Source organism: Micromonospora sp. NPDC047740, assembly GCF_043204735.1.
Classification (GTDB): Bacteria; Actinomycetota; Actinomycetes; order Mycobacteriales; family Micromonosporaceae; genus Micromonospora.
Genome location: NZ_JBIDCT010000005.1, coordinates 379,002 through 393,765 on the forward strand (window position 1 = coordinate 379,002; position 14,764 = coordinate 393,765).

A 14,764-nucleotide genomic window follows, 5' to 3' on the forward strand; every position below is an offset into this window, starting at 1 on the left:
AGATATGGATGTGGCCCAGGTCGGAAACTCTGTCTGACCTGGGCCACCATCGCTGAGCGGGCGACGGGAATCGAACCCGCACCGTCAGTTTGGAAGGTGCCTTGCATCGCTCCGACGGACGGGCTTGGTCGAGGTGCTGACCAGCCATGGCGGCGGGCGGGTAGCGCCTAGCAGTCCATGTTGCTGCCGCCCAATGTCCCACTGTTGGCCGGTGTTGACCGCTGCGTCGGGCACGGATCGGGCACGAACCTCGGTCTGCCTGCAGATGGGCGACGCCCGCTTCGGGGTTGGCCTGAACGTTGTCCACGCGCCAGCCTCGCCCCAACGGGTGCCGTTCAGAGGGAGTTCTAGGATCGAGTGATGTCAGCAGTGCACAAGCCTGTCCTGAAATGGACGCTTGGTGGAACCGGTTGGGCGTACTTCACCTGGACATCGGGCGAAGACACGCTACGGCTTCGGACTTCCTACGTCGGCGATGCGCTCAAAGACTTACTCAGGGCTACCTTGGATCTCAAGCTTGGCTCAAGCGCGACTTTCACTTCCTTTCTCGGCGAACCTGGCGGGCACCGAATGTTCTTTTCAGGCATCGCCGACCACGCCATGTATGTTCAAATCGTCCGATTCGATGACCTCTTGTCCGAGAACAACAGATGGGCGGGCGGTGTGCCGTGCTGGACGGGGAGAGTTTCAGTACCAGACTTCATCGAGGCTGTTCAGGCCATGGCGGCGGCAGTGCTTGAGGAACACGGCGAAGAGGGATATCACAGGTCCTGGGTAGAGGCACCCTTTCCCAGCCGTGAGCTCGCTTTGCTTCAGCGCAAGCCGTGAGTACTCCTGCCATCCCGTCTGCCATCGACCCGCCCTCCTGGGGAGCGGGCCGCCGCCCGGCCCGCCATGTCAAGCGGACCTTGACGGCTCGTACGGACGCTGGCGGGTCGGGCGGTGGTCTGCTCGGCTTGCCCGGGTCGGTGGCAGGCGGGATGGCCTACCGCAACCACCCACGGACCGCGACCCGCCGACGGAGCCCCGGCCATCCTGGAGCCGGAGCGCCCCCGCCGGAGGCGCAGTAGCCGCACGCCCGCGACCGCCGCCAGCTCGCCGACGCGGCCGGCGTGCCCTCCCTCACGCCGCGCGGGCTCGTGGCCGCGCGGCGCGCCGGCTGCCGGCCCACCCCCTCACCGGTCAACGGTCTGTCGTTCTGCGGCGGCCCTCCGGGCTTCCCGCTTTCCGCGCCAGCCGCCGGGCATCAGGCGTGACGGCCGCAGAGCGACAGCGGCAGCGGCCGGCGCGCGCCCAGGCGGCGGTGCGTGCGGCCCGTCAAGGGCCGCCTTGAAGACGTACAGAAAGTTCTCACCACTTCGCCGGCAGCCGGCTGTCCGGTCTCGGGACCTGCGTGACAGATCGGTATCGGGACCTGGGTGACACTCCGCCGAGTGTTGGTGGAGAGGAGTGTGATGGAGCAGCGGCTTCGGGCCGTCCAGGATGTGCTTGCCGGGTCGACGGTGACGGACGTTGCCGAACGGTTCGGGGTCTCGCGCCAGGCCGTGCATCGCTGGCTGACCTGAGCCCGTAGCGGCGGGCGTCCGGGGTTCGGCGGGTGCGGTCCTCCACCGAAGACGCCCGCCGGGGTCACGCCTGCTGCTCCCAAGCCGCCTGGACGATACTGGCCAGGACCAGGTACGCAAGGCAAACGCCCAGTGCCGCAAGGATCATCAGGGCCGCCTTCGCCCCGGTCGATCGATCACTGCGGGCGATCGAATGGTTGACGGCGAAGCCGACCCCGCCGAAGAGACCGCCGATCAGCCCTCCTTTGATCACAAGGAGAAACGGGAGCAGAATCAGGACCCTGAGCACGACCGGCGTCTTCGGCCCGGTGCGGTGTTTCACCCCGTCGATATCGATGACTGGGTACGGGTCGAGGAGGTTGCTCCTCAGCTTGGCGCGGACCGTCCCGCCGCCCACTGCAGGCAGTTCGAAGACGTTCCGGCGGCCGGTCTCCGGGATACCGCCCACCAGGACCCGCGGAGTGCCCAGCGCCTTCACTTCGACCGCCACCGGCCCGTCGACTCTATCTATCACTATCGGTTCGGTTTGCATGGCGAGGACAGTAGACGGTGAGCGGACCCACCACTGCCCCGCGATGGCATCGCTGTCGGAGGGCGGGGCGAACCTGCGTGATGGGGCCGGTGGTCTAGCCGGATGTGTCACGCACGTCCCGAGACTGGTCTGTCACGGACGTCCTGAGACCCGGCATAGCCGGCAGCCGGCGGGTCCTCTTGGGTTACTGGATGGCGGCTGCCAGCTTGTCCCGGACGGTGGGCCATTCGGAGTCGATGACGCTGTAGTAGACGCTGTCGCGGTATCGGCCTGTGCTGAGTAACCGGTGATTGCGCCACACGCCTTCCCGGTGCGCTCCAAGCCGCTCGATGGCGCGCTGCGATCTCACGTTGCGCAGGTCGGTCTTGATCGCCACCCGCCCGACGCCTAGAGCCTCGAACGCGTGCCGCATCAGGAGGAACTTGGCTTCGCTGTTGGCACCGGTTCCCCAAGAACTGGGCGTGAGCCAAGTCCAGCCAATCTCTAGCGTGCGGTCGTTCGGCCGGATGTCGATGTAGCTCGTACTGCCGATCGCTCTCCCGGTGCGAAGGTCCACCAGGGCGAAGGGCAGTCGTTGGCCGCGTTCCTGGTCGTGTAGCGCGTCCGTCACGAACGCGTCGATCGCCTCGCGGGTGCGAGGCGTTGGCTCATCCAGGTACGTCCAGATTTCGTCATGCGCTGCGGCGGCAAGCAGGTCCTCGGCGTGCTGCGGTCCGAGCGGTTCGAGTCGGATCAGGCGGCCCGTCAGTGTTACCGGCTTCGGGTTCATTCGGCGTCAACCTCGTAGAGCAGGACGTGACGGTCGCCGGGAAGGATCACCTGATACACCTCGATCGGCCGATCCTCCTGGTCGAAGCTCGTTCGCAGGAGTCGGCCGACTGGTGTCGCCGGCCCGAGGTGAAGCTTCGTGGCCTCCTCCGCGCTCGGCATCCGCCACGTGATCTCGTCCTCGTACCGCGTCGGGACGTGGCCCAAGTCTTCGAGCACCTGGTCCGTGCCTTCCACGACGTCGGCAGGGTCCATGATCTTGCTGTCGCGCACGATGCTCAGCGGGTAGTAGCTGTCCCCGAGCTGCAACGGCTGATCGTCGGCGTACATGACCCTGCGCCGCACGGCCACGGAATCGCCTGGCTGGAGCCCCAAGTGGGAGGCGATCTCGTCGTTCGCCGGCACCACCTCCACCGTGCTGATCTGCCGGGCCGTCTTGCCCTGGGCTTCGATCTGCTGGCTAAAGGTGTCTCGTCGCCGGTCAGCCTCCAGTCGCTGGCGACGGGAGCCGGTAAGTGAGGCGTAGTAGCGCATGGGCGGCTCGGAGCGTACGAAGCTGCCCCGCCCACGTCGGGACACGATCAGACCCTCATTGCGGAGGACGTCCAGGGCGAGACGCACAGTGTTCCGGCTGATGCGGTAGCGGTCGGAAAGCTCGCCTTCGGTGGGAAACCGGTCACCCGGTGCAAGCTCGCCGCTCTGGACCTGCTGCCTGAGCATCGATGCGAGTTGCTGATAGAGCGGCCGAGAGTCGGCCGGGTTCAGGGTCATGGCACTTCCTAACGGGAGTTGTACCTACACGCTAACAACCCATTGACCGGCACACCATCGGACTGATAGACAGGGGTTGTTGTTGGTACAACCTAACAACAAGGCCCCAGCGGGCTGCCACCCGCTGAGGCCGGTGCATCGGTTCCCTCGTCGAAAGGACCAACACGATGCCTGTCCAGCGTACCGTTCACCCTGCTCATTGCGCCTCGGGCAACTTCTCGGCGCTTTCCGATGCTCGCCTGCTTTCTGCTCTGGCGACGCTTCGGGACGCGCTGGCCCCTGGGAAGGCGCTGAACCTGCCTGCGGTGCTCGATCGCACCGCGCTGCTGGATGCCCTGTCCGTGCTCAGCACGAACACCCCCGCCCCGACTGCTATCTCCACCACCGGCCACCCTGTACCGGCACCTGTCCGCCTGGACGCACTCACCTACGGCGAACTCGCCATCGCCATCCACGCTGCCGGCATCCCGGCCACGGCGGCCTCTCTGACCGCCGACCAGATCAAGGCCCTCGCGGTCGACGGCATCGCCCATCTCGGCTTGGCCGAGATCTACCGCGTCAACGAGCAGTGGCGGGCGGCCAACACCAACGACTGCGACACGACCTACCACGCCGAGATCCGCCGACTCTGGGGCTCCCACAAGCGGGAGGAAACGGCAATCGCCCTCGGCTACCGGCTCGAACGGGCCATCGCTCGCGGCGAGGTGACGGCATGACCGTCACGCCGATTCGTCCCCACACCGCTGCGGCCGTGGATGTGGAAGCCCTGACCGAAGCGGAACTTCGGGTCATCTTCTACGCCGCGAACTACCGGCGTAACGCTCGGGATCTGGTGTCCCCGGTCGGTGATGTCGGCCGGATGACTCTGGCCATCTCCGAGGCCGTCAACCAGATCGGGCTTGACCTCATCGGTGAGGTCGCCGCCCTGGCCGACTGCATCAACGCGACGAGCAACTGGGCGCTGCTCGATCAGGTCTTCCCGGACACGAAGCGGTGGGAGGACGCCGGGACGGCCACCCGGATCTTCCGTCACACCATCGCGCAGACCCCGTCCTTCCTGACGGTGCACACGCTCACTCAGCGGTGGCACGCCGCACTGAGCGGCGGCATGGCCGCCAGTCGGGCGGTGGCCTGATGACCACCACCCCCGCCGCCCCGTCGTATCGCTGGCGTCAACCCCGGCTTGCCCGGGGCTGGGAACCCGTCCAGCTCATCGGCCGCATGAAGATCCTCGCCGCACGCGACGGGATCGAGCTGCCGAAGACCTACCAACTCATCCGCGACATCTACCTGTGGGAGCACCACCGGGCCGACCTGCCCGCGCACGTGGCGTCCCTGCTCGGCCGGATCTTCGAGCACCCGAACCCGTTCGGCACCGGCCCCATCACCCACCTACCGATGAAGGCGGCCCGCACCCGTGGCCGCTGACCTCACCACCGTTGTCCCGGACCAGGCTTACCCGTCTGGTCCGGGGCACCGGCCCACCTCCGGGGCGGTCGGCTCGTTCGTCGGCCGCGACGAGTCCGCCTTCCACCGGGCCTGCGACCCTGGCGTGTTCGACTGGCTCGACCATGTGAAGGCAGCCGCGGGTTGCTCCCACCCGATCCGCCTATCCGGCGAGGTCGCCACCCTCGACCGGGCCACCGGCCGGCTCCTCGGGTCGGTGTCGACGGCTGATCTGCCGGACGGGGAGATCTACAAGCCGTGCGGCAACCGCCGGCACGCCGTCTGCCCGTCCTGCGCCCGCACCTACCAACGTGACGCCTACCAGCTCCTGCGCGCCGGCCTCGCCGGCGGCAGAGGCATCCCCGCCACCGTGGCCGAGCATCCGGCGGTGTTCGCCACGTTCACCGCGCCGTCGTTCGGGACCGTGCACACGCGGGTCGTGAAGCGGCACACCTGCGGCAACCGCCGCCGCTGCGACTGCCGCGCCGAACCGTGCCACCCGCGCCGCGCGTCCGACCCCACCGCCCGGCCCTGCGAGCACGGCCAGCCCACCGTCTGCTGGGCGCGGCACGAGGAAGGCGATCCCCGGCTGGGTCAGCCGCTGTGCCTGGACTGCTACGACTACGACGCCCAGGTCGTGTGGAACCACTCCGCGCCGGAGTTGTGGCGCCGCACCACCATCGCCGTCACCCGCCACCTGAACGCCCGCGCCCAGGAACTCGGCCTGCCTCCGGTCGTCCAGGTCACCGCCTCCGGCCGGGTCCGCCGGGTGCCCCCGGTCAAGCCCTCCTTCGGCAAGGTCGCGGAGATGCAGCGCCGCGCCGTCGTGCACTACCACGGCATCGTCCGCCTCGACGGCGTCGACGCCGACCCGGACGCCATCGTCCCGCCCCCGGCCGCCCTGACCGTCGACGACCTCATCGCCGCCATCAAGCACGCCGCCGCCACCGTCGCCTTCACCACCCGCCCCCACCCCGCCAAGCCCGAAGGCTGGCGCATCACCTGGGGCGACCCGGACAAGGGCATCGACGTACGGGCGATCAGCACCGACGGGGAGGTCACCGACAGCCGTGCCGCCGGCTACCTGGCCAAGTACGCCACCAAGAGCACAGAGGCCACCGGCCACGTCTCCCGCCGCCTCGACGGCGAGGTCATCGACCTCTACGCCAACCACCAAGGCACCCACCCCGAACGCCTCGTAGACGCCTGCTGGACCCTCGGCCAACACCGCGACTGGCAGATGCTTCGACGGTGGGCGCACATGCTCGGCTTCGGCGGCCACTTCCTCACCAAGAGCCGCCGCTACTCGGTCACCTTCCGCATCCTCCGCGACGCCCGCGTCATCTGGCGACGCACCGAGACCGGCCACGAGTACGCCGACCAACCCGACGACGACACCACCACCCTGATCGTCGGCCTACTCAGCTACGCCGGCTCCGGCTGGCGCACCACCGGAGACGCCCTCCTGGCCAACACCGCCGCCGCGATGGCCCGGGAGCGACACGAGATCGCACGAGAGGAGATGACCGCTGCTGCCTGAACCCGCATCACTTGTCCGTCATCACGAGAGGAGTACCGCTCTGAACGAACCCCGCCACGTCGACATGCTCACCGTCGAGCAAGCCGCCCAGCGCCTCGGCACCGGAGTCCGCTTCGTGCGCCGCATCGTCGCTGAGCGCCGCATCCGCTTCTACAAGGTCGGCAAGTACGTCCGGTTCCACCCCGACGACATCACCGACTACATCCGTCAAGGCCGCATTGACGCCATCCGGCCTGTCCTGCGCTACCGGAAGGGAGAACACGTCTATGGCTGACAAGCGCCGCTTCGGCCGCATCCGCAAGCTGCCCTCGGGCCGCTTCCAAGCCCGCTACCTCGGCCCGGACGGCATCGACCGACCGGCACCGCACACCTTCACCCGGAAGGCTGACGCTGATCGGTGGCTTGCCGCCGTTGAGGCCGACATCATCAAGGGCACCTGGCACGACCCGAACCGGGGACGGATCGCGCTGGGGGAGTGGGCGACCACATGGATCGACCATCGGCCGAACCTGCGGCCCCGGACCGTAGCCCTCTACCGGTGGCTGTACCGCAAGTACATCGAACCCACCCTGAGCAAGATCCTGCTCAGTGACCTCACGCCCGGCATGGTCCGGGCCTGGTACGCCGAACTCGTCGCGGCCGGTGTCACCGACACCATGAGGGCCAAGGCGTACCGACTGCTGCACGCGGTGCTGGTCACCGCCGTTGATGACGAACTCATCCGCCGCAACCCGTGCCGAATCAAGGGTGCGGGGGAGCACCACACCCCTGAGCGGCCAGTGGCGACCATCGCCCAGGTCCTCGACATCGCTGGCCGCGTACCCGCACGCTTCCGTGCCCTGGTGCTGCTGGCTGCCTTCACGAGCCTCCGCTACGGCGAACTCGCGGCGCTGCGCCGCAGCGACATCGACCCGCGCTGCACGACCGTCACGGTCCGCGCGACCCTGGTCGAGATGTCCGATGGACGCATGATCTTCGGCCCGCCCAAGTCGGCTGCCGGCCGTCGCTCCGTCACCATCCCGGCGGCTATCCGCCCAGACTTCCGGCGTCACCTGCGCGACTTCGCCGCCGACGACCCTGACGCCTTGGTCTTCACCGGCGCGAAGGGCGCTGCCCTGCGCCGCTCCAACTTTCAGAAGGCGGCCGGCTGGTCCGCCTCGGTCGCCGCCGCCGGGCTGCCCGGCTTCCACTTCCACGACCTGCGGCACACCGGCAACACCCTTGCCGCCGGGACCGGTGCCAGCCTCGCCGATCTGATGGCGCGCATGGGACACGGCTCGACTCGGGCCGCGATGATCTACCAGCACGCGACAGCCGAGCGCGACAAGTCCATCGCCGGAGCGCTCAGCGCCAGCATCGCCAAGGAACGCGATCGGGCACGTAGCGGGCACGCCCGGAAGGCCAAGCGATAGATATGGATGTGGCCCAGGTCGGAAACTCTGTCTGACCTGGGCCACCATCGCTGAGCGGGCGACGGGAATCGAACCCGCACCGTCAGTTTGGAAGACTGAAGCTCTGCCATTGAGCTACGCCCGCATGCACCCCGCTGCGGCGGGGCGCGCCCGACAGCCTACCGAATCCCCGAACCGGACGCGCAGCCCCGTACCGCGCGTCGCTGGTCGCTCGGCTTCAAGGTCCTCACTACTTCCCCGAAAGCGGCCCCTCGCCGCCCCGAGAGACCACTCTTTCCCCGAAGCTGCTGCCTCCCCGCGAACCCGGCGCGTCGCCCGGCGCGGGGGCCTGGCGCGGCCCCGGTGCGGGTCCGGGGGGCGCGGACGGCATACACTTCTCGTCGCCACGGGGTGTGGCGCAGCTTGGTAGCGCACTCGCTTTGGGAGCGAGGGGCCGTGGGTTCAAATCCCGCCACCCCGACTGTCCGTTCGCGGCCCGGTCGTCCGGGAACCGCCGATTTTTCCGCGCGGCACCCCGGGCGCTGCCGATGCAGCAGGCCGGCTCGCCTACACTCGATGCGCGTAATCACGCCCAGACTCAACTGAGATCCGTCAAGGAGTACGCCTGTGAAGAGCACCGTCGAGACTCTGAGCCCGACGCGCGTGCGGCTCGCCATCGAGGTGCCGTTCGTCGAGCTCGAGCCGAGCCTCAAGAAGGCGTACCGGGAGATCGGGCAGCAGGTCCAGGTTCCCGGCTTCCGTCGGGGCAAGGTTCCCCCGCGGGTGATCGACCAGCGGGTGGGCCGGGGCACCGTCCTCAACGAGGCGGTGCAGGAGGCGATCCCGCAGAACATCCTCGCCGCGGTCCGCGAGCACGACCTGAAGACCCTCGGTCGCCCGGAGGTCGAGATCACCGAGTTCGCCGATGGCGACTCGCTCAACTTCACCGCCGAGGTCGACGTCCGCCCGGAGATCACCCTGCCGGACCCGGCGTCCATCGAGGTGACCGTGGACGAGATCCAGGTCGCCGACAGCGAGATCGACGAGCAGGTGAACGGCCTGCGTGAGCGGTTCGCCACGCTGAAGACCGTCGAGCGGGCCGCCCAGGAGGGCGACTACGTCCAGATCGACCTGAACGCCACCGTCGACGGCGAGGAGGTGCCGGGCGGCTCGGCGAGCAACATCTCCCACGAGGTCGGCAGCAAGCAGCTTCTGCCGGGCCTGGACGAGGCCCTGGTCGGCCTGGCCGCCGGCGAGAGCACCACCTTCTCCACCCAGCTGGTGGGCGGCGACTACGCCGGCCGTGACGCCGACGTGGCGGTGACCGTCCGCACGGTTAAGGAGAAGGAGCTGCCGGAGCTCAACGACGACTTCGCCCAGCTGGCCAGCGAGTTCGACACCATCGAGGAGCTGCGCAACGACCTCCGCGAGCGGGTGACCCGGGGCAAGCAGGTCGAGCAGATCTACGCCGCCCGGGACAAGGCCCTCGAGCAGATGGTGGCCACCGCCGAGGTGCCGGCCCCGGAGGGTGTCGTCCGCGAGGAGGTCGAGAGCCGCAAGGCCGCGATGGTCGACCAGCTCGAGCGCATCGGCGCCTCCCTGGAGGAATACCTCGCCGCCGAGGAGAAGACCGAGGAGCAGATCGACACCGAGCTCAACGAGGCGGCGACCGAGGGCGTCAAGATCCAGCTCCTGCTGGACACCCTGGCCGACGCCGAGGACGTCCAGGTCTCCGACGACGAGTTCGGCCACGAGATCGTCCACCGCGCCCAGCGCGCCGGCATGGCCCCGCAGCAGTACTACGACCAGCTGGTCCGCTCCGGCGCCGCGGCGGCCGTCTTCGGCGACGTCCGCCGGGGCAAGGCGCTCGCCGCCGTGATGGAGAAGATCAAGATCAAGGACTCGGCGGGCAACGAGGTCACCCTGGACGCGCTCCGCGCCCAGAACGAGGCCGAGCACAACCACGAGCACTGATCGCCGGGTGTCGGCCGCCGTCCCTCGCTGCACGCTGGACGGCGGCCGAAACCCTTTTCGGGTACGCCCTCCGGGGCAGCTGCGCTGAGAGCGAACAGTGCCCCGACCGGGAGTACGCCCCCCGGCTGAGCGGTTAGTGTCGGGTACGACGGTACGGAGAGCGAAGGGCTGCCATGACCGACATGCACATCCCAGCGAAGCCGCTCCGGGCGCTCGAGGCCCGCGGTGGTGACTCAATTGGCAACCTCGACGACTCGGTCTACAACCGGTTGCTCAAGGAGCGGATCATCTTCCTGGGCAGCGAGGTGACCGACCAGGTCGCCAACCGCATCTGCGCGCAGCTGCTGCTGCTCGCCGCGGAGGACCCGGACCGCGACATCAACCTCTGGATCAACTCGCCGGGTGGCTCGGTCTACTCCGGCATGGCCATCTACGACACCATGCAGTTCATCGACAACGACGTGTCGACCGTGGCGATGGGCATGGCGGCCTCGATGGGCCAGCTGCTGCTCTGCGCGGGCACCAAGGGCAAGCGGTACGCCCTGCCGCACGCGCGGATCATGATGCACCAGCCGTCGGGTGGCATGGGCGGTACGGCCGCCGACATCGCGATCCAGGCCGAGCAGATGCTCTACACCAAGCGGATGTTCCAGGAGCGGGTCGCGTTCCACACCGGCCGGAACGCGGCGGAGATCGAGGCGGACTCGGACCGCGACCGCTGGTTCACGGCCCAGGAGGCCATGGACTACGGCTTCATCGACAAGGTGATCACCGGAGCCGCCCAGGTTCCGGAAGGCGCCGGGACCCTGAGCTGATCGAGGAGCTGACGATGACCGACCTGAGCCTGCCGCCCCAGTTCGCGGCCGTGCACAACCGCTACGTTCTGCCGTCGTTCGTCGAGCGCACGTCGTACGGGATGAAGGAGTCCAACCCGTACAACAAGCTCTTCGAGGACCGGATCATCTTCCTCGGCGTGCAGGTGGACGACGCCTCGGCCAACGACGTGATGGCCCAGCTGCTGACGCTCGAGGGCACCGACCCGGACCGCGACATCATCATGTACATCAACTCGCCCGGCGGCTCCTTCACCGCCATGACGGCGATCTACGACACCATGCAGTACGTCCGCCCGGACATCCAGACCGTCTGCCTCGGCCAGGCGGCCAGCGCGGCGGCCGTGCTGCTCTCCGCGGGCACCCCGGGCAAGCGGATGGCGCTGCCCAACTCCCGGATCATCATCCACCAGCCGGCCACCGAGGGCGGCTACGGCCAGGGCTCGGACATCGAGATCCAGGCCCGGGAGATCCTGCGGATGCGGACGCAGCTGGAGACGATGCTGTCCCAGCACTGCAACCGCCCGGTCGACCAGGTCCGCAAGGACATCGACCGTGACAAGATCATGACGGCCGAGGAGGCCAAGGAGTACGGGCTGGTCGACACGATCCTGACCAGCCGCAAGAAGGGTCTGCTGGCGGCGCACGCCGCGAGCTGAGCTCTGCTGGATCGGAGGTCGGCCGGGGCATCGGTCCCGGCCGACCTCTGACACACCCGTTTTGGGGGTCGGAGAAACCTCCGGCAGCGGGTAACGTCGGGTCTGTACCGCTTCGCTGGTGCGGACCGGCGAATGGGACGACAGACGGACGGGCGGCAGGCCCACAGGTCAGGGCCGGCGCTCCGGCCGACGAGTGCAGGGAGAACGTAGGTGGCACGGATCGGTGACGGCGGCGACCTACTGAAGTGCTCCTTCTGCGGCAAGTCGCAGAAGCAGGTCAAGAAGCTCATCGCGGGCCCGGGCGTCTACATCTGCGACGAGTGCATCGATCTCTGCAACGAGATCATCGAGGAGGAGCTGGCCGAGTCCGGCGAGGTGAAGTGGGAAGAGCTTCCCAAGCCGATGGAGATCTGCCAGTTCCTCGACAACTACGTCGTCGGTCAGGAGCAGGCCAAGAAGGCGCTCGCCGTCGCGGTCTACAACCACTACAAGCGGATCCAGGCCGAGGCGGCCGGCGCGCCCGGCTCCGGCAACGACGGCGTGGAGCTGGCCAAGTCCAACATCCTGCTGCTCGGTCCCACCGGCTGCGGCAAGACCCACCTGGCGCAGACCCTGGCCCGGATGCTCAACGTCCCGTTCGCGATCGCCGACGCCACCGCCCTCACCGAGGCGGGATACGTCGGCGAGGACGTGGAGAACATTCTCCTCAAGCTGATCCAGGCGGCCGACTACGACATCAAGCGCGCCGAGACCGGGATCATCTACATCGACGAGGTCGACAAGATCGCCCGTAAGTCGGAGAACCCGTCGATCACCCGGGACGTCTCCGGCGAGGGCGTGCAGCAGGCGCTGCTGAAGATGCTCGAAGGCACGGTGGCCAACGTGCCGCCGCAGGGCGGGCGGAAACACCCGCACCAGGAGTTCATCCAGATCGACACCACCAACGTGCTGTTCATCTGCGGCGGTGCCTTCGCCGGCCTCGACCAGATCATCGAGGCCCGCACCGGCTCCGGCGGCACCGGCTTCGGCGCCCGGCTCCGGTCGGTCTCCGATCGGTCGACCGACGACATCTTCAGCCAGGTCATGCCGGAGGACATGCTCAAGTTCGGGCTGATCCCCGAGTTCATCGGCCGGCTCCCGGTGATCACCAACGTGCGCAGCCTCGACCGGTCGGCCCTGGTGCGGATCCTCACCGAGCCGCGCAACGCCCTGGTCCGGCAGTACCAGCGCCTCTTCGAGCTGGACGGCGTGGAGTTGGAGTTCGAGCAGCCGGCGCTGGAGGCGATCGCCGACCAGGCCATGCTCCGCGGCACCGGCGCCCGTGGCCTGCGGGCGATCATGGAAGAGGTCCTGCTCTCCGTGATGTACGAGGTGCCGAGCAACCCCGACGCCGCCCGGGTGCTGATCACCCGCGAGGTGGTGCTGGAGAACGTCAACCCGACCATCGTGCCCCGTGAGTTCACCGGTCGCCGGGCTCGTCGGGATCGCGAGGAGAAGTCCGCCTGACCGTCAGCACCGGGGCGCTGCTCGGCTGAGCCCTGTCGCCGACCGCGCGCCGCCCGTACGCTGAGCCCCATGCGCGTCGCCGTCTGCCAGCTCAACGCCCGCGACGACCGTGCGGCGAACCTGGCCGCCGCCGAGGCCCTGCTGGTCAGGGCCGCGGCGGCCGGGGCCGACCTCGCCGTTCTCCCCGAGTACGTCGACTATCTGGGCGTGGCCGAGCGGATGCCGCCGGCCGAGCCGGTCGACGGCGTGGTGGGGGAGTTCTTCGCGGGGGTCGCCCGACGGCTGGGCATGTGGGTGATCGCCGGCTCGTTCCACGAGGCCGGACCGGATCCGGAGCACACCTGGAACACCTCGCTGGTCTTCGACCGCACTGGTGCGCTCGCCGCCAGCTACCGCAAGATCCACCTGTACGACGTGGAGATTCCGGGCCGGGTCTCCTACCTGGAGTCCGCGACGGTGGCTCCGGGCGACCAGCCGGTGGTGGTCGACGTCGACGGCGTCCGCGTCGGCCTCTCGATCTGCTACGACCTGCGCTTCCCCGAGCTCTACCGGCAACTGGCCACGGACGGCGGTGCCGCGCTCCTGGTCGTGCCCGCCGCGTTCATGATGCACACCGGCCGGGACCACTGGGAGGTCCTGCTGCGGGCGCGGGCGATCGAGAACCAGTGCTTCGTCGCCGCCGCCGGCCAGACCGGTGACCACGATCCGGGGCGGACCTGCTTCGGACGCAGCATGGTGGTCGACCCGTGGGGGACGGTGCTCAGCCAGGTCCCGGACGGCCCCGGCCTCGCCGTCACTGATCTGGACCTCGACCGGCTGCGGAAGATCCGCGCCGAGTTGCCCAGCCTCGCCAACCGCCGGCTGTGAGCCCTGTCAGCTCTCCAGCAGCACACCGAGCACGGTGAAGCCGGCGATCGCCGCGGCGGTGATCAGCAGTGCCGTGGTCATCCGGGAGCGGCCGCGTCTGGCCAGCCGCCCCACTGACGCCGCGACGACGAAGACCACGAAGGCGGCGATGACGAGCTGCCAGAACGGCAGCAGCAGGCCGAGCAGGGTGTCTGCGGCGAGCGTCGCCACCGGGATCCGGGACACGTCATCCATGCCAGACACTCTGGCACGGTTGTGCCCTCCGTGGTCCTCCTCGATGCCTCCGGTCTGCCATCCGGTGCTGTGGCGCCCGCCAGAAACGTAGTGACAGACGTTGATTTGCCTTCTCGGGGCCGTCCGCGTAACTTTCTCTCTGCACGCGGGAGGCCGGACAAACAGGCCGACAACGGGCGCCAGGCTCGCGGCGGAGACGCCGAGCGAGACTGGGGATCCGGGCGGTGCGAGGCGCTCCGAAAACACGGGGTTGCGATCGCGAAGCCGACCGGGTAGAGTTCGAAGGCCGGCAGGGAGCCGGGCGGGTGATCGCGAAAGCGACGCCGGCCGGTCCGCCGGAACCCACGACAGCAACGACCGCCGGGTACGGCGTGCGTCGGCGTGGATCGGACCGAACCAAGCTGATCACCTCGGAGACGAGGTTGACCGCGCGGAACGGCCCGGGTAGAGTGGAGAGGTTGCCCCGGACAGGGTCCTGTGGAGTGCAGGGTTGCTGGATGGTGTGTGGTTGTTCTTTGAGAACTCAACAGGGTGTTTGATAAGCCAGTGCCAAATTGTTTATACCCCGGACTGGTCAGGCTTTTTGATGGTTTGGCTGGTTGGGATTCCTTTGGCAACACTTTTGTTGTCGGGATGGATTGTTCAACAAGTTTTTGTTGGAGAGTTTGATCCTGGCTC

At 68.4% G+C, this 14,764-nt stretch carries 17 protein-coding genes and 2 tRNA genes; 14 read left to right on the forward strand and 5 right to left on the reverse strand.

Annotation, left to right across the window (positions count from 1 at the left end; all coding sequences use genetic code 11):
* Positions 1–360: 360 nt before the first annotated feature.
* A complete protein-coding gene (locus tag ACGF4F_RS12790; protein WP_393077137.1) occupies positions 361–828 on the forward strand; it encodes a hypothetical protein in 468 nt (155 codons plus the stop codon).
* A 626-nt stretch (positions 829–1,454) separates the two neighbouring features.
* Complete coding sequence (locus ACGF4F_RS12795) at positions 1,455–1,565, forward strand: helix-turn-helix domain-containing protein (protein ID WP_393077139.1); 111 nt, start codon at positions 1,455–1,457, stop codon at positions 1,563–1,565.
* Between the two features lie 64 nt (positions 1,566–1,629).
* On the opposite strand, the gene ACGF4F_RS12800 is transcribed toward ACGF4F_RS12795, so the two are convergent.
* The 3 genes from ACGF4F_RS12800 to ACGF4F_RS12810 all read right to left on the reverse strand — a co-directional run bounded on the left by ACGF4F_RS12800 (position 1,630) and on the right by ACGF4F_RS12810 (position 3,636).
* Positions 1,630–2,055 carry a hypothetical protein gene (locus ACGF4F_RS12800; RefSeq protein WP_393077142.1) on the reverse strand — a complete coding sequence of 142 codons (426 nt, stop codon included), beginning with the start codon at positions 2,053–2,055 and terminating at the stop codon, positions 1,630–1,632.
* Between the two features lie 226 nt (positions 2,056–2,281).
* Positions 2,282–2,866 carry a GNAT family N-acetyltransferase gene (locus ACGF4F_RS12805; protein ID WP_393077145.1) on the reverse strand — a complete coding sequence of 195 codons (585 nt, stop codon included), beginning with the start codon at positions 2,864–2,866 and terminating at the stop codon, positions 2,282–2,284.
* Positions 2,863–3,636, reverse strand: a complete 774-nt coding sequence (locus ACGF4F_RS12810; RefSeq protein ID WP_393077148.1) for a GntR family transcriptional regulator — start codon at positions 3,634–3,636, stop codon at positions 2,863–2,865. Before ACGF4F_RS12810 ends, ACGF4F_RS12805 begins: the two co-directional genes overlap by 4 nt.
* Before the next feature lie 167 nt (positions 3,637–3,803).
* Between ACGF4F_RS12810 and ACGF4F_RS12815 the strand changes: the two genes are divergently transcribed.
* The 6 genes from ACGF4F_RS12815 (at position 3,804) to ACGF4F_RS12840 (ending at position 8,034) form a co-directional block, all read left to right on the forward strand.
* Entirely contained in the window at positions 3,804–4,352 is a 549-nt protein-coding gene (locus tag ACGF4F_RS12815; RefSeq protein ID WP_393077151.1) for a hypothetical protein, read from the forward strand.
* A complete protein-coding gene (locus tag ACGF4F_RS12820; protein ID WP_393077154.1) occupies positions 4,349–4,771 on the forward strand; it encodes a hypothetical protein in 423 nt (140 codons plus the stop codon). The genes ACGF4F_RS12815 and ACGF4F_RS12820 overlap by 4 nt, the downstream gene beginning before the upstream one ends.
* Positions 4,771–5,064 (forward strand): hypothetical protein, encoded by a 294-nt coding sequence (locus ACGF4F_RS12825; protein WP_393077157.1) that lies wholly within the window; start codon positions 4,771–4,773, stop codon positions 5,062–5,064. The genes ACGF4F_RS12820 and ACGF4F_RS12825 overlap by 1 nt, the downstream gene beginning before the upstream one ends.
* Positions 5,054–6,622 carry a replication initiator gene (locus ACGF4F_RS12830; protein ID WP_393077160.1) on the forward strand — a complete coding sequence of 523 codons (1,569 nt, stop codon included), beginning with the start codon at positions 5,054–5,056 and terminating at the stop codon, positions 6,620–6,622. The genes ACGF4F_RS12825 and ACGF4F_RS12830 overlap by 11 nt, the downstream gene beginning before the upstream one ends.
* Before the next feature lie 64 nt (positions 6,623–6,686).
* Complete coding sequence (locus ACGF4F_RS12835; protein ID WP_393077163.1) at positions 6,687–6,896, forward strand: excisionase family DNA-binding protein; 210 nt, start codon at positions 6,687–6,689, stop codon at positions 6,894–6,896.
* The gene (locus ACGF4F_RS12840; protein WP_393077166.1) at positions 6,889–8,034 is read left to right on the forward strand and encodes a tyrosine-type recombinase/integrase; all 1,146 of its coding nucleotides are present in this window, start codon (positions 6,889–6,891) and stop codon (positions 8,032–8,034) included. Before ACGF4F_RS12835 ends, ACGF4F_RS12840 begins: the two co-directional genes overlap by 8 nt.
* A 53-nt stretch (positions 8,035–8,087) precedes the next feature.
* Here the strand turns inward: ACGF4F_RS12840 and ACGF4F_RS12845 are convergent.
* Positions 8,088–8,158, reverse strand: a tRNA-Gly gene (locus tag ACGF4F_RS12845).
* A gap of 262 nt (positions 8,159–8,420) precedes the next feature.
* On the opposite strand from ACGF4F_RS12845, the gene ACGF4F_RS12850 reads away from it, so the two are divergent.
* From ACGF4F_RS12850 to ACGF4F_RS12875, 6 genes are all read left to right on the forward strand, one after another.
* Positions 8,421–8,494, forward strand: a tRNA-Pro gene (locus ACGF4F_RS12850).
* A 146-nt stretch (positions 8,495–8,640) separates the two neighbouring features.
* On the forward strand, positions 8,641–9,987 hold the full coding sequence (tig, locus tag ACGF4F_RS12855; RefSeq protein WP_357441063.1) for a trigger factor: 1,347 nt from the start codon (positions 8,641–8,643) through the stop codon (positions 9,985–9,987).
* A gap of 173 nt (positions 9,988–10,160) precedes the next feature.
* Positions 10,161–10,802 carry an ATP-dependent Clp protease proteolytic subunit gene (locus ACGF4F_RS12860; RefSeq protein WP_073836590.1) on the forward strand — a complete coding sequence of 214 codons (642 nt, stop codon included), beginning with the start codon at positions 10,161–10,163 and terminating at the stop codon, positions 10,800–10,802.
* Between the two features lie 14 nt (positions 10,803–10,816).
* Complete coding sequence (locus tag ACGF4F_RS12865) at positions 10,817–11,479, forward strand: ATP-dependent Clp protease proteolytic subunit (protein WP_073836589.1); 663 nt, start codon at positions 10,817–10,819, stop codon at positions 11,477–11,479.
* Positions 11,480–11,689: 210 nt separating this feature from the next.
* A complete protein-coding gene (gene clpX / locus ACGF4F_RS12870) occupies positions 11,690–12,985 on the forward strand; it encodes an ATP-dependent Clp protease ATP-binding subunit ClpX (protein WP_073836588.1) in 1,296 nt (431 codons plus the stop codon).
* Between the two features lie 69 nt (positions 12,986–13,054).
* The gene (locus ACGF4F_RS12875) at positions 13,055–13,852 is read left to right on the forward strand and encodes a carbon-nitrogen hydrolase family protein (RefSeq protein WP_393077171.1); all 798 of its coding nucleotides are present in this window, start codon (positions 13,055–13,057) and stop codon (positions 13,850–13,852) included.
* A gap of 6 nt (positions 13,853–13,858) precedes the next feature.
* Here the strand turns inward: ACGF4F_RS12875 and ACGF4F_RS12880 are convergent, their stop codons facing one another.
* Complete coding sequence (locus ACGF4F_RS12880) at positions 13,859–14,086, reverse strand: hypothetical protein (protein ID WP_357441071.1); 228 nt, start codon at positions 14,084–14,086, stop codon at positions 13,859–13,861.
* Positions 14,087–14,764 lie beyond the last annotated feature (678 nt).